A 19,890-nucleotide genomic window follows, 5' to 3' on the forward strand; every position below is an offset into this window, starting at 1 on the left:
CTTTTATTCATTTTAGTTGATACTTATAGTAGTCAACCAAATCCAGGGTAAGACAATGTACTGTTGATTTGATTGACTTGACTGCACGTTTCAATCACATTAACCATATCAGTTATTCCGATTGAGCTGTTCTCTTAGGAAGCATAAAATCAATTATTGGTCAATAATACATGATTTCTCAGTCTTTAATACCTGATTTCTCAGTTATTAATGGTTGAGAAATCAAACGTTAATAACTGACACATCAGACATTAACATCCTGTAAATCAAAAGATAACATTACAAAAACGATACTAATCAGGACGAGACAGAGTGAGAGCAACCGTTTGCTCTCATACTTGCCACCACGCTTGCTACCATCCCTGAAACATCGATGAATAAAGGGATACAAGTGGATAGTGAGAGCGTGATAGCAAAACGGCTATCTAATTCCTTATGGTGCGAACAGAAAAGAAGGGACTCTTTTTCTTTGAAAAAAGAGAAATCACTGTTATGTGAGACACTGTCCACAAACTATTCGAAATTCTTTCGGTAAGTACATCCATTTCTCCATTCCGAACATCCGTAAGCTGTCTTCCCTTTAATGATGGTTCCCTTACCACAAACCGGACACGGTTGTCCGACAAAAGTATCTGCATTACCGGTAGCCGGAGCAGAGGCAGGAGCAGAAGGAGTCAGAGCAGGAGACGGAGAAGATGCAGGAACTTTCGGTTCTGCTTTCGCCTTCTTTTCTTTGGGAGCACTTGCTTTACGCTCACGCTTCTTAGGTTCTTTCTTTGCCTTTTCTTCCGTTTGGGCAACTGCCTCCTGAATAGTGATACGTCGGTTCGTATTATCTGAAAGTACGCTCATCACGATTTCAGATACCATTTGCTTCAGTTCTTCAAGGAATTGACGGGCATCGTATGTCTTCTTTTCAATCTCACGTAGTTTCTTTTCCCATATACCGGTCAGTTCCGCAGATTTCAGCAGTTCTTCGTGGATGATCTGTACCAGTTCCACTCCCGTAGGGGTGGCTATCAGGTTCTTTCTTTCCTTGCGGATATAGTTTCGCTTGAACAACGTCTCGATAATGGCGGCACGGGTAGACGGCCGACCGATACCATTCTCCTTCAGAGCATCACGGAGTTCGTCATTATCCACCAACTTTCCGGCTGTTTCCATCGCACGAAGCAATGTTGCTTCCGTATAAGGTCTGGGCGGTTGCGTCCACTTCTCATTCAAGTCCGGAACATGAGGACCACTCTCCCCCTTGACAAAGGCAGGAAGTACATTTTCATCCTCTTCCTCTTTTTCTTCGGAAGTATCTTTCACATCTTTGGCAAAAACGACGCGCCATCCCGGCTCCAGAATCTGTTTGCCGGTTACTTTAAATTCTATCTTGTCCACTTCGCCCATCACGGTAGTGGTAGAAATCTTACAATCGGGATAGAACACCGCTATAAAACGACGGGCTATCAGGTCATAGACACGACGTTCCATATCCGTCAGATTCTGCGCATAAACGCCTGTAGGGATAATGGCATGGTGATCTGTTACCTTCGAATTATCAAATACCTTTTTCGATTTAGGCAATGAAGCACCCGCCAAAGGAGCAGTCAGCACCTCGTAGTCCCGAAGACCTTTCAATATTCCGGGACACTTCGGATAAATATCGTCACTCAGGAAAGTAGTATCGACACGCGGATAAGTAGCCACTTTCTTTTCATAAAGCGACTGAATCAGCTTCAGCGTTTCATCGGCAGAATAGGCAAACTTCTTATTACACTCTACCTGAAGAGAAGTCAGGTCGAACAGACGCGGAGCATATTCCTTTCCATCCTTCTTGCCGACATTGGTGACAATGAACGGAAGGTCCTTTATGCGTTCCACCAGCGCTTCTCCCTCCTCCCGGTTGGCGATAGGGTCGATGCCGGGATTGTCTATCTTCTTCTTTCCGCCACTCTTTTCTTCTTCCGCAGCAATTTCTTCATCGCTTTTACGGATCAGAGCAGAAAAGGTAGTATCACGATAATTCGTTTTCAGTTCCCAGTATTGTTTCGGCTGGAAGTTGGCGATCTCCAATTGGCGGTTGACAATCAATGCCAGCGTAGGAGTCTGCACACGACCGATGGAAAGCACTTGTTTGTTCTGACCGTATTTGATGGTATAAAGACGGGTGGCATTCATCCCCAGCAGCCAGTCCCCCATTGCACGGGAAAGTCCCGCTTCATACAGTGATTGAAAATCCGACTGGTCTTTCAACTTCGCAAATCCTTCGCGGATCGCTTCTTCTGTCAGCGAAGAAATCCAAAGACGTTTCACCGGACAGCGGGCACCTGCCTTCTGCATCACCCAACGCTGGATCAATTCTCCTTCCTGGCCGGCATCACCGCAGTTGATGATTTCATCCGCGTTCTGCATCAATCCCTCAATGATGTGAAACTGTTTTTCGTAAGTAGGGTTCTCTATCAGCTTGATGCCGAAACGTGGCGGAATCATCGGTAAACTACCCAAGTTCCATGATTTCCAGTTAGGAGTGTATTCATGCGGCTCTTTCAAGGTACAAAGATGACCGAATGTCCAGGTTACCTGGTATCCGTTTCCTTCTATATACCCTTCTTTTCTTGTATGAGCGCCGAGTACTTCGGCTATATCACGTGCTACAGACGGCTTTTCGGCTATGCAAACTATCATTTTTTCTCTTCTTGTTTTTATACTAACAGTCTACAAAGTTACATGATTATTTCTCACTGACCGCATAAAGATGAAAAAAACATCCCGCCTTCAGCCCGAATGGAGCTATAAGGCGGGATAAAAAAAATAGAAAAAATGATTAAATTCCGTGTTTATTCTTCATCCATCAGGATTTCCAGAATCTGGCAAGCAGCCTTCGCTACCGGAGTACCGGGACCGAAAATAGCAGCTACACCTGCCTTATACAGGAAGTCATAATCCTGTGCAGGGATAACACCGCCGGCAATTACCACGATATCTTCACGACCCAGCTTTTTCAGTTCTTCCATAATCTGCGGAATCAATGTCTTGTGTCCGGCAGCCAATGAAGAAACACCTACTACGTGAACGTCGTTTTCTACAGCTTCGCGGGCAGCTTCCGCCGGAGTCTGGAACAATGGTCCCATGTCTACATCGAAGCCACAGTCTGCATAACCGGTTGCTACCACTTTGGCACCACGGTCGTGACCGTCCTGTCCCATCTTCGCAACCATAATACGAGGTTGACGTCCCTCTTTCTTAGCAAACTTCTCAGCCAGTTCACATGCACGCTTGAAGTCGCCATCGTTTTTACTTTCTGATGAATACACGCCTGATATTGTTCTAATTATTGCTTTATAACGTCCTACAATCTTTTCGCAAGCATAGGAGATTTCACCCAGCGTTGCACGAACACGAGCAGCTTCTACAGCCAGTTCCAGCAAGTTGCCCTTACCGGTCTCTACGCATTCGGTGATGGCTGCCAGTGCTTTGTCCACTTCTGCCTGGTTACGTCCTTCTTTCAAACGTTTCAGGTTCTCGATCTGTTCAAGACGAACTGCCGTGTTATCAATCTCAAGGATATCAATCGGAGCTTCTTTTTCCAGACGATATTTGTTCACACCGACAATAGTCTGAGAACCGCTGTCGATACGGGCCTGCGTACGTGCAGCAGCTTCTTCGATACGCATCTTAGGAATACCTGTCTCGATAGCTTTCGCCATACCACCCAGTTTTTCTACTTCCTCGATACGTTCCCAAGCCTTGTGAGCCAGTTCGTTGGTCAGAGCTTCTACGTAATAAGAACCGCCCCATGGGTCAACGTTCTTACAGATATAGGTTTCTTCCTGAATATAAATCTGAGTATTACGGGCAATACGTGCGGAGAAGTCTGTCGGAAGGGCAATAGCCTCATCCAGCGCATTGGTATGCAAAGACTGTGTATGTCCCAAAGCGGCAGCCATAGCTTCGATACAAGTACGTCCTACGTTATTGAACGGATCTTGTTCTGTCAGCGACCAGCCGGAAGTCTGAGAGTGTGTACGCAATGCCAGTGATTTCGGATTCTTCGGATTGAATTGTTTTACAATCTTAGCCCACAACATACGGGCAGCACGCATCTTCGCGATTTCCATGAAGTGATTGGTACCAATCGCCCAGAAGAAAGACAAACGGGGAGCGAACGCATCGATATCGATACCTGCCGCTGTTCCGGCACGCAGATATTCCAGACCGTCGGCCAATGTATAAGCCAGCTCGATATCTGCCGTCGCACCTGCTTCCTGCATGTGGTAACCGGAGATAGAGATAGAATTGAACTTTGGCATCTTCTGCGAAGTATATTCGAAGATATCGGAAATAATCTTCATAGAGAATGCAGGCGGATAGATATAAGTATTACGCACCATGAACTCTTTCAGAATATCATTCTGGATAGTACCGGCCATTTCTTCGAGTTTAGCACCCTGTTCCAGACCTGCATTGATATAGAATGCCATAATCGGAAGTACTGCACCGTTCATCGTCATAGACACGGACATCTTGCTCAAAGGAATACCGTCGAACAAAACTTTCATGTTTTCGAGTGAGCAGATAGATACACCTGCCTTACCTACGTCACCTACCACACGTTCGTGATCGGGGTCATAACCACGGTGAGTAGCCAAGTCAAATGCTACGGACAAACCTTTCTGACCGGAAGCCAGGTTACGGCGATAGAAAGCATTTGATTCTTCGGCAGTAGAGAATCCGGCGTACTGACGGATGGTCCAGGGGCGAAGAGTGTACATCACTGAATACGGACCACGCAGATAAGGAGGAAGTCCGGCAGCATAGCCGAGGTGTTCCATTCCTTCGAGGTCCTCTTTTGTATAAACAGGCTTCACATCAATGTGTTCCGGTGTATTCCAGTCAGCGGAAATACCGTTAGCCTTTTGCCATTCAGCACCGTTAGCGGGCTGAAATGCAGCATATATATCTAAGTTTTTAAAATCTTTTCTCATCTTACTTCAATAGTTTGGCGTTAAACTCTTTCAAGGTATCCAATACGTTGACACGCACGTGGATGAAGTTCTCGATACCTGCTGCCTTCAGTTCATCCATACAAGCGGGAGCACCTGCTACGATAAACATAGCACGGCCGTTCAATGCATGGTATGCCGGAACCGCATATTCCGCATATTCGTCATCGCTTGAACAGAGGACTACAATGTCAGCTTTAGCAGCCATAGCAGCTTCTACTCCGGCTTCCACCGTTTCGAATCCGAGATTGTCAATAACTTCATATCCGGCACAAGCGAGGAAGTTGCAAGAGTATTGCGCACGTGCCTGACGCATAGCCAGATTACCGATAGTCAGCATGAACGCTTTCGGACGTTTGCCGGAAGCCTCCGTTTCAAGGCGTAATGCCTCAAATTCGCTGGCTGCACGGTCGAATACCAAAGTATCCACATCTTTCTCGCAAGTATGAGCATCACCTCCGCAGCAGCATTTTGCTTCTATCGGCTGTTTCTCACCTGCTTTTTCATTGAAGTTCGGGAACTGGTTGGTACCCAGCAGCACTTCACGACGTTGAGCAACTGCTTTATGACGGGCCTTGTTGCTTTCGTTCACTGCTGCCTGAACTGTACCGGCTTTCAATGCAGCATAGAAACCGCCTGCCTCTTCTACGGCAAGGAAGAGTTCCCACGCCTGTTTAGCGATAGACACTGTCAGATTCTCGATATAATAAGAACCGGCAGCCGGGTCAATCACCTTATCAAAATGAGATTCTTCTTTCAGTAACAACTGCTGGTTACGTGCAAGGCGTTCAGAGAATTCATCCGGAGTCGAATAAGTCTTATCGAACGGAACGACTGTCATTGAATCCACACCGGCCAATGCAGCACTCATCGCTTCAGTCTGTGTACGAAGCAAGTTCACATGAGCATCAAACAAAGTAAGATTGAAAGTGGAAGTTTCGGCATGAACCGCCATCTTCGCAGCACAACGACATTCTCCATTAGCCCCCTTATTGTCGCAATCACGCAGGCATTCAGGATGGTAGGAAGCTACGATGTTTGCCCACAGCATACGTGCTGCACGGAATTTAGCGATTTCAAGGAAGTAGTTGGAACTGATACCGAAGTTGAACTTAATTTTCTTGGCAACTGTAGCAGCAGGGATACCTGCGTCTGTCAGCTGGTTCATGTATTCATTACCCCATGCCAATGCATAGCCCAATTCCTGAGAAATGTAAGCTCCGGCATTGTTCAGCGAGATTGCATTTACATTCAGTACACGATAGAAAGGAAGCGGTTGGATAGCTTCGATCAGGGCTTTGGCAGTTTGAACCATATCGCCTTTTTCTTTACCGCGAGTCAGCATCTTGTTAAAGAAGTCATAATTGACAGAACCTCTCAGTTTCTTCACGTCATAATCCTTCTTCTGGAAATAAGCCACCAGCAGACCAGCCAATTCAACCACATGTCCCTGACAAGTAGAGAAGTTCAGTTCTACACACTCAGCCTGAATACCATTCAACAGTGTTTCAATGTATTCCGCATTGAGTTCTTTCGCTTTTACGTGGAAAGAAAGTGAATCCACACCTTTGTTCAGAATATCCAGTGCTTTGGCATTGGCTTCCTTCGGACATTCAACTTTGATTTCCTGGCGAACCAGCCACTCATTATTGCTCTTCTTGGTGCCTCTCAGATAGGGAAATTCTCCGGGAAGTGCATCTGTTGTTTTCAAACCCTCCAGATCTTCCATCCGGTAGAAAGGTTTCACTTTGAACCCTTCGTTTGTCTTCCAAACGAGCTTCTTCTCAAAATCAGCACCTTTCAAGTCGGCTGTAACCTTCTCCATCCATTGTTCGGTGGAGACAGGAGAAAAGTCTGAGAAGAGTTTTTCTTTTTTGTCTGCCATAGTTTATTTAAAATTAAAACAAGAATTAATATTGTCTTTATTTTTATTTGTCTCTTTCTAAATGTCAGTCGTTCGACTTGCAAATATAATTAATAAGTTCGAACGATTCCTCTTTTTAGAAAAAATTCGCACTACAGGTTACAGAGAGAAAATGAAGAATGATAAACTATAGAATGAAGAATCTCCATGCAACTTAAAGCTAAACGAAGCAAATTCCTCATTCTTCATTTTTAGTTCTCCTTTTATTTGATTAGCTCCGATGTAATGAGTAATTTTGCACCCGTTTTTAAAAGAACATTATAAAAACTACTAATATTTATGGATTGGTTACAAAGTTTATTGTGGGACCCTAGCTCCGTAGCGCACATTGTATTCCTCTACGCTTTTGTAGTGGCAGCCGGTGTGTATCTCGGTAAAATAAAGATATTCGGAGTATCTTTGGGAGTCACTTTTGTTTTGTTTGCCGGCATCCTAATGGGACATTTCGGCTTCACAGCCGATACACACATCCTACATTTCATCCGAGAATTCGGATTGATCTTGTTCGTATTCTGTATCGGTCTTCAGGTGGGGCCATCATTCTTCTCTTCTTTCAAAAAGGGGGGAATGACATTGAACCTGTTGGCTGTAGGCATCGTAGTGTTAAATATTGCTGTTGCATTGGGGCTTTATTACCTCTGGAACGGTCGTGTGGAACTGCCGATGATGGTAGGTATCCTCTACGGAGCTGTGACGAACACTCCGGGACTTGGTGCCGCCAATGAGGCCCTGAACCAGTTGAGCTACAACGGACCGCAGATTGCACTGGGTTATGCCTGTGCGTATCCGCTGGGTGTGGTAGGTATCATCGGTTCTATCATAGCTATCCGTTACATCTTCCGCGTCAATATGACCAAAGAGGAAGAGAGCCTGAAAACTCAGAGCGGAGACGCGCACCACAAGCCGCACATGATGAGCCTTGAGGTACGCAATGAGTCTATCAGCGGAAAAACACTGATTGAAATCAAAGAATTTCTGGGACGCAACTTTGTTTGCTCCCGTATCCGTCACGAAGGACACGTAAGTATTCCGAACCACGAAACGATATTCAATATGGGCGACCAGTTGTTTATTGTCTGTTCGGAAGAAGATGCTCCCGCCATCACCGTATTTATCGGAAAAGAAGTCGAACTGGACTGGGAGAAGCAGGATCTTCCGATGGTTTCCCGCCGTATTCTGGTTACTAAACCGGAAATTAACGGAAAAACGCTCGGTTCCATGCACTTCCGTAGTATGTATGGTGTCAACGTGACCCGTGTCAACCGTTCCGGTATGGACCTGTTCGCTGATCCGAACCTGATATTGCAGGTAGGTGACCGCGTAATGGTAGTAGGTCAGCAAGATGCGGTAGAGCGTGTAGCTGGTGTTTTGGGTAACCAACTGAAACGTCTGGACACACCGAATATCGTTACTATCTTCGTAGGTATCTTCTTAGGTATTCTTTTAGGAAGTCTTCCGATTGCATTCCCCGGTATGCCGACTCCTTTGAAATTAGGTTTGGCCGGTGGTCCGTTGGTGGTAGCTATCCTGATCGGACGTTTCGGACACAAACTTCATTTGGTGACTTACACCACAATGAGTGCCAACCTGATGCTGCGCGAAATCGGTATTGTGCTATTCCTTGCCAGTGTAGGTATAGATGCGGGTGCCAACTTTGTGCAAACAGTTGTAGAAGGCGACGGCTTACTGTATGTAGGCTGTGGTTTCCTGATCACTGTCATCCCGTTGCTTATCATCGGTGCAATTGCAAGACTATATTATAAGGTAAACTACTTCACTCTGATGGGATTGATAGCCGGTAGTAATACGGACCCTCCCGCATTGGCTTATGCCAATCAGGTGACATCCAGTGATGCACCGGCAGTAGGATATTCTACTGTTTATCCATTATCTATGTTCCTTCGTATCCTGACGGGACAGATGATATTACTGGCGATGATGTAAAGCGAACTAATTTAATTAATAAATAAAGCCGACCAAATTCAGAAAGAATTTAGCCGGCTTTATTATTATCGGGATTTTGTTTTCTTTTTCAATTACATTCCAATCTGTAGTTTTTTAGCCACAAACTCTTCCACAAACCGCACCGTCTCCTCAATCCCCAAAGAAGAGGAATCAACACACAAATGATAAGTAGCCGCTGCTCCCCATGTTTTATAACTGTAGTAATTATAATACTCCGAACGTCTCTTATCCGCTTTTTCTATCATCTCTTCCGCCGCCTCCTCATCAATACGATGCATCTGACACAACCGTGCGATACGATCTTCTTTAGTAGCCGAGATAAAGACATTTGCACAACGGGGATGTTCCCGTAAAATATAGTCGGCACAACGTCCGACGAACACACAGGATTTCTCTGCCGCCAGACGACGGATAACATCACTCTGCACCTTAAATAAAGCATCATTGCTCAGACAGTTGGTACATGGCATTGCCCCTTCACTGATGAAAGGAAAACGCATACCGAACAGTCCGCCGATAATGCCTTGCGAGGCTTTTTCATCAGCTTTTTCGAAGAACTCCTTACATAAGCCGCTCTCTTCGGAAGCCAGATTGATCAGTTCCTTATCATAAAAGTCGATTCCCAAACGGGCAGCCAACTTCTCTCCTATTTCTTTTCCGCCGCTACCTAACTGGCGACCGATATTGATAACATAATTACCGCTCATAGTACATTTTGTTTTATGGTTTGATAGCAAACATACGACTTTTTTCTAAAAGATGCACCATTATACAAAAGTTATATTTAAAAGAAACAATCGGAAAGCATCCTTTTTTCATATATACTCTGCCAATAATACATCTACATGGCACAGGAGTCCGGCTATCACCCACCTATTTTTTCTTCTTGCCCCACTTGGGAGTTATACCGATAAAGAACTCGAAGTTAATTCCCGGCATCGGACGGGATAATACCGAAAGATACTCTTCGTCAAAGAGATTATTGACTGTCCCTTTTAAGGATAAATCTGCCCAACGGAGTGAGAATCCTTTTTCAAGGGTCACGTTGCTCATGAGATAGGGTGGAAGATGTCCCGTATAGGATACAGCATTACTCGTCATTGTATAACGTTCGCTATAGTAACACCATTTATAAAGAAGCCCCCAACTGCGATATGTCAGCCTGCCTGATAACGTAGCTGAATATTCGGGTATGTATGGTAACTGCTTCCCTACTGACTGGTCAGCCTTGCTCGTAGGTTCACCTTCATTAATAGAAGGAGTCCACGCAAATGTTCCATTTAATCCAAGCTTCCATGCTTTATCAATTGCAACTGCATAATCAGCCTGTACTTCCACGCCATAGGCGTGTACTTTTTTAAGATTAACGGGGGAATAAAATCCCTTCGACGTAGGTAGCCAAATAATCCAGTCGTTTATATGTTGATCGAACCAGGAAGCCGAACCGGATAATGTATAAACATTATCCTTATCCACAGAAAAGGACAGCCCCGTTTCGTAAGTAAATCCACTTTCATTATTCAATGCCGGATTGCCACCCGGCAAAAAATAAAGGTCATTCAATGTCGGAAAACGATAATTACGGGTAATAGAAGCCTTTGCCATTATATTGCCTCTTTTAGAAAGAACATAATCTACAAAAAAGGCAGGAATAACCGGTGCCCATTTAGTCCCGAACATCTCTCCCCGCAGGACCAATGACATACCCAACCGATTGACCGGCTGCCATTTCAATGAGACATTACCCGACAACTCAATACGTCCTTTATCAAAATAAACAATAGAATCATTCTTCCTTCCCTGACCATACTTATCGTTCTTATTATCATCTTTATTCAGATCTTTATCCAAACTATTCACCAAATGCTGATGAGCCGACACACCCGCCGTCAAAAGGAGTTTATCTGAGAAAAAATACTCTCCATCCAACTGCCCGTAGAAAGTATTGACTTTACTACGTGAACGGGTCATTGTAGCCATTATACCATTTCCCAAATCCCGCTTATAGTCGTACGCCAACCATGTATGCACATAACCTCCCCTTGCCGATACTTTCCAGTTTTCACGCGTATGATCCCATGATAAAACACTTCGCAGTGTATGTTCCCGTTGTCGGTTCTCGAAATCCATAAGATCACCCTGATCGGTCGTCAGTAATGCCAGTTCACGGTTAGAATCAGTATACCACGCATTCAGTCCGAAGCGATCACCTTTACCCGTATTGTAATATACCTCCTGTAAAATGTGCAGATCTTTGTATGCACCACTACGATTACGTTCTATGGGATAATACTGTTCGATTATATTATATTTATCATCATAAATATTCTCTTTCTTATCATGATTACGATATTTATAATCATTGGGCGACGACTGATAGACCGCCCGCGTCGAGATCTGCCAATGTTTATCTCCATACTTCAATTGCAGAAACTCATCGAAGGTACTAAATGAACCGATACCTTGAACATATTGCATTCCGAAGCCTTCTTGATGAGCAGGCACTGTAGATAATTTCACCAATCCTCCCAAACCACCACCAGCCATATTCACCGATGAAGTGCCATGCAGCAAAGAAGCGTCATCTATAAAATAAGATGGAATCATCGAAAAGTCAGTCATCCCCAACATTGGATTGTTGATACGCATACCGTTCCATGTTACCTGTGTATGCGAAGCAGACGTTCCCCGAAATGATACAGTAGAAAGCGTGGCACGTCCGTAGCTTTTTACAAAAATAGAAGAATTGAAAGTGAGTATATCCGCCATTGACAAGGCTATATTCTCCTTAAGCACAAGTGAATCAAATCTGGTCTGCTGTACGCCTATATCTTTCATCGGGCGCTTTCCTAAAATTTCCACTTCACGAATGACAATTCCCTTTTCCGCCCAATTCTTATTGTCGCTGCTGTGTTGTTGTCCACTCATTATAGATGGAAGTAATAAAAGAACTCCTACAAACTGCACTAATAATATATTTCTCCTCATATTCTTCTCTACCGATTACTTCCAACAAAATGCTCCGGGAATAATTCCAACATAAAACTCATCCACAAGTTCCCCATCCTCCGTATAGCGATAAATCATCCCCTGTTGCTGATAGTCAATGGCGTCAGCCACATAGACATCTCCGTTTTTCGGACTAACTGTCAACCCATAATACTTCGTATCACGATACTTGAGGAAAGGACGTACGGGAACACGTTCTTCATCGACAGACATACGCCAGATATCTTTGTTAATCCAGTAAAGCTCATCACCCGCACCATTAAGCTGTACTTCCGAAGGAGCATCTCCCAACTGAAACTTAAATTGTTTCTCTATTTTAAATGTCTCGGCATCAATGCGATAAAGCGACGGCTCCTCATATCCGTATGGACTTCCTTTATACCCTCCATCAGTAATCGTCCACATCTTGAAGTTCTTATCCATCACTAGAGAAGTAGGTTGTATACCTACAGTAAGCTGATCTACCACCTTGTCCGTTGTAGTATCTATCTTTAATATACGATTCTGATAAGACCAGCAATTCACATACACATACTTGCCATACTGCACCATTTGCTCTGTCGAGCCTGTTTCCATCGTCATATCCGGACATTCGATATATCCGGTTATCTGATAAGTTTTGGGATTGACAATAAAAATACGATAATCCCATATTTGTGTAATATAAGCTTTCTCATCCGAAATAAAATGAATATAGCGTGGAGAAGTAAGTCCCGTAATGCGTCCCACCTCTTTGAATGTATTGGTGCTAATAGCGAAGATTACATGAGAATTATTCACTACCACCCATCCAATAGTATCCCGGACAATCATTGATTGCGCTACATCACCCAACTTCATCGCATTAGCCCGGTAAAAGATCTCATTCTCCACCTTTTTCGTTTCCGGATCATAATAAGATAAGGTAGCATTACCGTATTGAAAATTCCCCTCATTCATAATGAAAAGTCCATCTCCTGTAGCCCTGAAAGGCTCCATCTTGCCATAATCCCATTTCATACAACCGACAAAAGCCGTCAGACAGAAGACAATAAATAAAACAGAAAGTAAAATTCGTTTCATAATTAAAAGCGAGAAAAGGTTATTAACTAACTTGTCGCATCACTCTTCAGACATCTGCCGGCAAATCAGGATTTGCGACAAATATCAAACATAGCATTTGTACCGACCGGTTGAATGAGGAATCAATTGAATATAGGAATGAACTATACCAGTTGATTTCTACCCGAAAACCCGCGGGTATAAATCTGCAGCGTCAAGGCAGGTCTTCTGACTCGTCCCCATTTATCACGCCTTCCCAGTGATGTCACCAGTGGCAAAGAATGTGATAAACTCATCTCCCGAAAGAGAGGACTTACAGCAGCAGGTACTGTCCCGGATTTACACCGGATTCCCTTTTCATCGTTTTGGAAGGTTAGACAACTCCAAATACGAACCTTGCAGGTGCAAAGATACTATAATTATACTTCACGCCTCACTTCTCCCCTGTCTTTTTTTTAACAGGAACAAATCTGATGAACAGAATCTTTTAAAATGACGTCACTATGAACATGTATATATGATAAATATAGGATAGATAGTCTTTATAGTGAATTACGAATATTTAAATTCCAAGGATTCTCAATTGTCTCAATCGTTTTTTTATTAATAAGAGAAGCCATCGTGCGTCCCATCAATTTGAAATCAGTAGAAAGAGTAGTAATCCCTCCTGCCAGCACTTCTTTCAAAGGGGTATCATTATAAGATATAATACCGAAATCTTTTCCCGGAACTAACTGCTGACGGTCAGCCTGCTTCAACAAATTGACCAAGTCTCTATCATTAACAACCATAAACACCTCCTGCTTTACAATCTCCCTTCCCTGAATTTCGCCAATGCACTCATGCGTAAAGCCATGCTCTTTACAAAAAGCCCGTAATCCGTCATAACGTTCAAAAGGTTCTTTCGAATCTTTCTGAACCATTACAATATGCTTGTACTTTCGCAAGTTGGACAGACCATACACTAATGCTTCATAAGTATCTTTTTCAAAGTTCTGGAATACAGACGAATATTTCCCTTTCAATTCCGAGTGATAATGATCGAGTAGAAATACGTTTCCGGATAAACTCTCCAGTAAAGGACCAATATCGGCAAATTTGCCGGACATTATAATATAGGTAGTATATTTATGGTTTGCATTATTCACCAAAGTCTCAAACACCTTCCGATTATAGTTATGAAAATAAAGATCAACAGTAGCTGAATTGCCTACTGTCTCCATAAAAGAATTATAAATATCTTCTTTAAATTCATTGAACTCATTGAAAAGCAGAAATATATTGTGTTTGAACGGAACACGCGTACTTACGATATAATACCCGACTCCAGGATTCGATTTAATGATACCTCTCGATTTCAATTCTCGTATTCCGGAAAAAACAGTATCACGAGACAAGCCGTACATTTCTCTAAATTCATTAAGAGAAGGTATCCAGGCACCTTTCTTTAATCGTCCTTCATTAATCCCGTCGATCACATAATCAACTACCAACTTATATTTTGATTTATTGCTTTTCATCGTTCGTTATTTTTGCGCAAAGATACAAATATCACAGCCATACTGGTACGGAGTGGTATGTGTTTTACAACATACAGACCAGTTCGTACTAGTCAAAAAGAATATTCTATCTTTGCGGCAGATTCATCTTCATATAAATTAGAAAGTTAAACATAAAGTTAGAAACATGAAAAGTACAAATCTACTTAAATCCTTGGCAGTTATAGCAACACTATCCGGAACTCCACATAGCGCGGTACAAGGACAGACTGGGAAAGTACAATTTGCGAACATTGAAAACGTAAAAGTGAACGACGCATTCTGGAGCCCCAAATTTAAAACATGGAATGAAGTAACCATCAATGATGTACTAAACAAATTCGAGGGTAAACACACCAACGCCCCGGAACAGCACAATGCTTTCTGTAATTTTGATAAAGTGGCCAAAGGTGAACGTGGCACACAGGGACACTTCGGAGAGCCGTGGTTCGACGGACTTATCTATGAATCGATTCGGGGTATTGCAGATTATCTGGTCATGTATCCGGATAAAGAACTGGAAACACGTATTGACAGATATATCGACCGTATCGAAGCAGCACAAATGACAGAACCAACCGGATACTTAGAGACTTATACACTTCTGAAAGAACCGGAACACCGTTGGGGAGACAATGGTGGTTTCCTCCGGTGGCAACACGATGTGTATAATGCCGGCATGATGATTGAAGCCGCTGTGCATTACTACAAAGCAACCGGAAAAACCAAACTGTTGGAAGTCGCCACCCGCTATACAAATTACATGGCAGACTATATGGGACCAGCACCCAAGAAAAATATTGTTCCCTCTCACTCCGGCCCGGAAGAAGCCATTATCAAACTATACTGGCTATTCAAAGAACAACCGGAACTTAAAAAACAATTATCAGTGTCCGTAAATGAAGACGCTTACTGGAAGCTAGCTACTTTCTGGATTGAAAACAGAGGGCATCATTGTGGCTATCCTTTATGGTTGACTTGGGGCAATGGCAAATCCGAAAAATGGATCAGAGATGCCCAATATAATGCTCCTGAGCATGGCGAGCATAGTCGTCCGACATGGGGAGATTATGCTCAAGACTCAATTCCGGTATTTGAGCAACAAACCATTGAAGGACATGCCGTACGCGCCACACTATTAGCAACTGGTATCACTACTGCCGCTTTGGAAAATCATTCACCTAAATATATAGAAACAGCCAAGCGCCTTTGGGACAATATGACCGGTAGACGTATGTTCATCACAGGAGGAGTCGGCGCTATCCACGAAGACGAAAAATTCGGTCCAGACTTTTTCCTTCCTCCGGGTGCCTATCTGGAAACTTGTGCTGCCATTGGCGCCGGATTCTTTAGCCAAAGAATGAACGAGCTAACCGGTAAAGGAATGTATATGGACGAACTGGAACGCGTTCTATACAACAGTTTGCTTACCGCAGTTTCACTCAAAGGAGACAATTATACCTATCAGAATCCCTTAAACGCAGAGAAACATAATCGTTGGGAATGGCATGGTTGCCCTTGCTGTCCTCCAATGTTCTTGAAAATCACATCTGCTCTTCCGGGATTCATCTATGCATCAGACAAAAAAGGAGTTTATATTAACCTGTTCATAGGCAGTGAAACAGAAATCAAGCTTTCTTCCAAAAACAGCGTACAATTAAAACAAGAAACATCCTACCCTTGGAAAGGCAAAGTCAATATTTCCGTAAATCCACAGAAAACAGACAAATTTCCGATTAAAGTACGTATCCCGGGATGGGCACAAGGCATTGAGAATCCATACGAGCTTTATCAATCAAACTTAAAAGGAGCGCCCCAACTGTTCGTCAATGGGAAATCTGTTCCAATTAAAATCGTTGACGGTTATGCCGAAATCAATAGAAAGTGGCAGAAAGGAGACCTAATCGAGCTTGAACTACCTATACAACCCCGCATCATCACCGCACATACTAACACAAAAGATTTGAGCAACACAGTTTGTATAGCTTCCGGTCCTATCATCTACTGTTTTGAAGACGTAGATAATCCGGATTTCAAAGATTTCCGATTAGACACAAATGCTCCATTGGAAATCATTTATCAAAAGGACTTACTGAATGGAGTGAATATAATCAAAAGTAACGGAAAAACGACTGCTATTGCTATTCCTTACTACTCGATAACTAATCGTAAAAGAGATAGCAGTCATAAAGTATGGGTACCTAAACTCTAAATTAAGTTGTGAAGTTGTAAAGCAAACAATACCGGCACAGCCAACGTGAACGCCGTAGTATTCGTCAAATAACTTTCCGCATCAATACTGAAAAGTTAGATTCAATACATTCACCTCCCAGCGAAACTTTCTCGTAAGGGAGGTGAATTTTCTTCTTTTTTACTACTTTTGTCCTCAGATAAAAACATCCGTATGAAATTTAAATCCATTATTTCAACTATCACGCTATTATGCCTCCTTTCTTTGGCAAGCTGCGTATACAATAAAAAAACTTCTTTGGAAGCATTCAAGCAAGACGTATACATGCCCGAATATGCTACCGGATTCAAGATACTGGGCGCAAAGAATGCCCAAAGCACCTTGATACAAGTATCCAACCCGTGGCAGGGAGCCAAAGATGTAACAATGTCCTACTTCATCTCCCGCAATGGTGAGCTCCCCCCCGCAGGATTCACCGGACCGACCATCCCTGCCGGAGCCCAACGCATCGTATGTATGTCTTCTTCCTACATCGCCATGCTCGACGCACTGGGACAGATGAACCGCATCGTCGCCGTATCCGGCATCAATTACATAGCCAATCCCTACATCCTCGCTCACAAAGATTCTATCAAGGACATGGGTCCTGAAATAAACTACGAGCTGTTACTGGGATTAAAGCCGGACGTCGTACTGCTATATGGCATCGGTGATGCCCAGACAGCCGTGACAGACAAGCTGAAAGAACTCGCTATCCCTTATATGTATGTAGGAGAATATCTGGAAGAGTCACCGCTTGGCAAAGCCGAATGGCTGGTTGCCCTCTCCGAACTGACAGACAGCCGTGACAAAGGCATCGAAGTATTCAGTGAAATCCCCAAACGCTATCAGGCACTGAAAGACCTTACCGCATCCGTAGAGCATCACCCTACCGTGATGTTCAACACCCCGTGGAACGACAGCTGGGTGATGCCTTCCACCCAGAGCTATATGGCACAACTGGTCACTGACGCAGGAGCCGACTATATATATAAGGAGAACACCTCCAACAGCTCCGCCCCCATCGGCCTGGAAACTGCCTACGGACTGATACAAAAAGCAGACTATTGGATCAATGTAGGCACGGCATCCACACTGGACGAACTGAAAAACATGAATCCCAAGTTTGCCGATGCCAAATCTGTCCGTGATAAAACAGTTTATAACAACAACCTGCGGATAACCGCCACAGGAGGCAATGACTACTGGGAATCGGCAGTCGTACGTCCGGACGTCGTATTGCGTGATCTGATTCATATCTTTCATCCCGAACTTGTATCCGACTCAACCTACTATTACAGACATCTAGAATGAAGCAACCTCGTAGACACACCACTCTTTTATTCATCACTTTGGGAATAATCGCCGTAGTCTTATTATTAATAGATATGGCGACAGGGGACACTTATATCCCCATCCCCAAAGTATGGGCCGTACTGACGGGAGGCGAATGCGACGAGATGACACGCAACATCCTTCTCTCCATCCGCTTTATCCGGGTAGTAGTAGCAGGGTTGATAGGTATCGCCTTGTCGGTCAGCGGCCTGCAAATGCAGACCGTTTTCCAGAACCCGCTGGCAGACCCTTATCTGCTGGGAGTCAGTTCCGGTGCGGGACTCGGAGTGGCGTTGTTTATATTAGGTGCCCCGTTGCTAGGCTGGGCAGATTTCCCACTTTTGCAATCCGCCGGCATCGTAGGTTCGGGCTGGATAGGGACCGCCGTCATCTTGCTGGGCGTAGCCATCATCAGCCGGAAAGTAAAGAATATACTGGGCGTACTGATCATGGGAGTCATGATAGGCTACGTAGCGGGAGCCATCATCCAGATATTGCAGTATCTAAGTTCGGCGGAACAACTGAAAATGTTCACCCTGTGGTCAATGGGATCGCTCAGCCACATCACAGCCGGACAGCTGTCTATCATGATACCGGTTGTGTGCATAGGTCTGCTGCTCTCCGTAGCCTGCATCAAGTCACTGAACCTGCTCTTGCTTGGCGAAAACTACGCACGCACGATGGGCATGAGCATCAAACGCTCGCGGACGCTTGTCTTCATCTCTACAGCACTGCTGACAGGAACAGTCACCGCCTTTTGCGGCCCCGTAGGATTCATCGGACTGGCAGTGCCGCACATCACCCGGCTGCTGTTTGATAACGCCGACCACCGGATACTGATGCCGGGCACCATGCTGACAGGACTTATCGCCATGCTGATATGCGACATCATCGCCAAGAAATTCCTGCTGCCGGTGAATTGTATCACCGCACTGCTGGGAGTTCCGGTTATTTTATGGGTAATAGGTAAAAACTTGCGTATATTCAAATGATTCAACTCAAAGACCTGACACTGGGATACGAACAGCGTACGCTGCTGGAAAAAGTCTCCGCCCACATCACGGGAGGACAACTCGTCGCACTGCTCGGCAGAAACGGCACAGGAAAAAGTACACTGCTGCGTGCCGTCATGGGACTGGAAAAGCCCCAAAACGGAGAGATTATCCTGCACGGGAATAACATCGCTTCACTGAAACCGGAAGAACTGGCACGGAACATCAGCTTCGTCACCACCGACAAAGTGCGCATTGCCAACCTGCGATGCAGAGACGTCGTCGCACTGGGACGTGCTCCCTATACCAACTGGCTCGGTCAGCTGCAAGGAGAAGACAAGGAGAAGGTGGACAACGCCATGCACCTGGTAGGCATGGACAGTTATGCGGAAAAGACGATGGACAAAATGTCCGACGGAGAATGCCAACGCATCATGATAGCCCGTGCCCTTGCACAGGACACTCCTGTCATCCTGCTCGACGAACCTACCGCCTTCCTTGACTTGCCCAACCGCTACGAACTCTGTCTGCTTCTCCGGAAGCTGACGCAAAAGGAAGGAAAGTGTATCCTGTTTTCCACACACGACCTGGACATCGCTCTCTCACTTTGCGACACAATCATGCTGATTGATAATCCTCAACTCTACAGCCTGCCTACCAATGAGATGATAACGAGCGGACATATAGAAAGACTGTTCCATAACGAGTCAATCACATTTGACGCACAAGCCATGAAAATAAGAATCAGATAAATATCCCATATCCTGATTAAACAAAAACAAGCATGACAGGCGGAAATTATCAAATGATAATTTTAATCTCCTTACATCCATCTACCTTTGCAGATGTTTTCAACAAACTA

General features: G+C 44.3%; 12 protein-coding genes and 1 riboswitch. Of the genes, 5 read left to right on the forward strand and 7 right to left on the reverse strand.

The window, feature by feature from the left end:
* Positions 1-513: 513 nt before the first annotated feature.
* The 3 genes from KTR07_RS17050 to mutA form a co-directional block, all read right to left on the reverse strand.
* Complete coding sequence (locus tag KTR07_RS17050; RefSeq protein WP_008766576.1) at positions 514-2,676, reverse strand: DNA topoisomerase 3; 2,163 nt, start codon at positions 2,674-2,676, stop codon at positions 514-516.
* Between the two features lie 152 nt (positions 2,677-2,828).
* Positions 2,829-4,976: a methylmalonyl-CoA mutase gene (gene scpA, locus KTR07_RS17055; protein ID WP_055220029.1), complete on the reverse strand. Its 2,148-nt coding sequence runs from the start codon at positions 4,974-4,976 to the stop codon at positions 2,829-2,831.
* Position 4,977: 1 nt separating this feature from the next.
* On the reverse strand, positions 4,978-6,879 hold the full coding sequence (mutA, locus tag KTR07_RS17060) for a methylmalonyl-CoA mutase small subunit (RefSeq protein WP_008766578.1): 1,902 nt from the start codon (positions 6,877-6,879) through the stop codon (positions 4,978-4,980).
* Between the two features lie 318 nt (positions 6,880-7,197).
* Between mutA and KTR07_RS17065 the strand changes: the two genes are divergently transcribed.
* Positions 7,198-8,862 carry a putative transporter gene (locus KTR07_RS17065; protein WP_008766579.1) on the forward strand — a complete coding sequence of 555 codons (1,665 nt, stop codon included), beginning with the start codon at positions 7,198-7,200 and terminating at the stop codon, positions 8,860-8,862.
* Positions 8,863-8,954: 92 nt separating this feature from the next.
* Here KTR07_RS17065 and KTR07_RS17070 read toward each other — a convergent pair whose 3' ends face one another.
* From KTR07_RS17070 to KTR07_RS17085, 4 genes are all read right to left on the reverse strand, one after another.
* Positions 8,955-9,590, reverse strand: coding sequence for an AAA family ATPase (locus KTR07_RS17070; protein WP_008766580.1), 636 nt, complete (start codon positions 9,588-9,590; stop codon positions 8,955-8,957).
* A 166-nt stretch (positions 9,591-9,756) separates the two neighbouring features.
* On the reverse strand, positions 9,757-11,811 hold the full coding sequence (locus KTR07_RS17075) for a TonB-dependent receptor (protein WP_011108133.1): 2,055 nt from the start codon (positions 11,809-11,811) through the stop codon (positions 9,757-9,759).
* A gap of 75 nt (positions 11,812-11,886) precedes the next feature.
* Positions 11,887-12,954, reverse strand: coding sequence for a YncE family protein (locus tag KTR07_RS17080; RefSeq protein ID WP_008766582.1), 1,068 nt, complete (start codon positions 12,952-12,954; stop codon positions 11,887-11,889).
* 179 nt (positions 12,955-13,133) lie between these two features.
* Positions 13,134-13,347: riboswitch (cobalamin riboswitch) on the reverse strand.
* 128 nt (positions 13,348-13,475) lie between these two features.
* Complete coding sequence (locus KTR07_RS17085) at positions 13,476-14,453, reverse strand: GntR family transcriptional regulator (protein ID WP_008766583.1); 978 nt, start codon at positions 14,451-14,453, stop codon at positions 13,476-13,478.
* Between the two features lie 166 nt (positions 14,454-14,619).
* Here KTR07_RS17085 and KTR07_RS17090 point away from each other — a divergent pair, with 166 nt between their 5' ends.
* The 4 genes from KTR07_RS17090 (at position 14,620) to KTR07_RS17105 (ending at position 19,780) form a co-directional block, all read left to right on the forward strand.
* Positions 14,620-16,683: a glycoside hydrolase family 127 protein gene (locus tag KTR07_RS17090; RefSeq protein ID WP_008766584.1), complete on the forward strand. Its 2,064-nt coding sequence runs from the start codon at positions 14,620-14,622 to the stop codon at positions 16,681-16,683.
* Between the two features lie 192 nt (positions 16,684-16,875).
* A complete protein-coding gene (locus KTR07_RS17095) occupies positions 16,876-18,015 on the forward strand; it encodes an ABC transporter substrate-binding protein (RefSeq protein ID WP_008766585.1) in 1,140 nt (379 codons plus the stop codon).
* Complete coding sequence (locus KTR07_RS17100) at positions 18,012-19,028, forward strand: iron ABC transporter permease (RefSeq protein ID WP_008759785.1); 1,017 nt, start codon at positions 18,012-18,014, stop codon at positions 19,026-19,028. The genes KTR07_RS17095 and KTR07_RS17100 overlap by 4 nt, the downstream gene beginning before the upstream one ends.
* Entirely contained in the window at positions 19,025-19,780 is a 756-nt protein-coding gene (locus tag KTR07_RS17105; RefSeq protein WP_008766586.1) for an ABC transporter ATP-binding protein, read from the forward strand. The genes KTR07_RS17100 and KTR07_RS17105 overlap by 4 nt, the downstream gene beginning before the upstream one ends.
* Positions 19,781-19,890 lie beyond the last annotated feature (110 nt).

The organism is Bacteroides sp. MSK.20.82, assembly GCF_019052485.1.
GTDB classification, from domain to species: Bacteria; Bacteroidota; Bacteroidia; order Bacteroidales; family Bacteroidaceae; genus Bacteroides; species Bacteroides thetaiotaomicron.

Excerpts from the sequence above, each read along its gene's own strand:
- KTR07_RS17095 (WP_008766585.1), top strand. The coding sequence starts at position 16,876 with ATGAAATTTAAATCCATTATTTCAACTATCACGCTATTATGCCTCCTT.
- mutA (WP_008766578.1), bottom strand. The coding sequence starts at position 6,879 with ATGGCAGACAAAAAAGAAAAACTCTTCTCAGACTTTTCTCCTGTCTCC.
- KTR07_RS17075 (WP_011108133.1), bottom strand. The coding sequence starts at position 11,811 with ATGAGTGGACAACAACACAGCAGCGACAATAAGAATTGGGCGGAAAAG.
- KTR07_RS17085 (WP_008766583.1), bottom strand. The coding sequence starts at position 14,453 with ATGAAAAGCAATAAATCAAAATATAAGTTGGTAGTTGATTATGTGATC.
- KTR07_RS17090 (WP_008766584.1), top strand. The coding sequence starts at position 14,620 with ATGAAAAGTACAAATCTACTTAAATCCTTGGCAGTTATAGCAACACTA.
- KTR07_RS17050 (WP_008766576.1), bottom strand. The coding sequence starts at position 2,676 with ATGATAGTTTGCATAGCCGAAAAGCCGTCTGTAGCACGTGATATAGCC.
- KTR07_RS17065 (WP_008766579.1), top strand. The coding sequence starts at position 7,198 with ATGGATTGGTTACAAAGTTTATTGTGGGACCCTAGCTCCGTAGCGCAC.
- KTR07_RS17070 (WP_008766580.1), bottom strand. The coding sequence starts at position 9,590 with ATGAGCGGTAATTATGTTATCAATATCGGTCGCCAGTTAGGTAGCGGC.
- KTR07_RS17100 (WP_008759785.1), top strand. The coding sequence starts at position 18,012 with ATGAAGCAACCTCGTAGACACACCACTCTTTTATTCATCACTTTGGGA.
- KTR07_RS17080 (WP_008766582.1), bottom strand. The coding sequence starts at position 12,954 with ATGAAACGAATTTTACTTTCTGTTTTATTTATTGTCTTCTGTCTGACG.
- scpA (WP_055220029.1), bottom strand. The coding sequence starts at position 4,976 with ATGAGAAAAGATTTTAAAAACTTAGATATATATGCTGCATTTCAGCCC.
- KTR07_RS17105 (WP_008766586.1), top strand. The coding sequence starts at position 19,025 with ATGATTCAACTCAAAGACCTGACACTGGGATACGAACAGCGTACGCTG.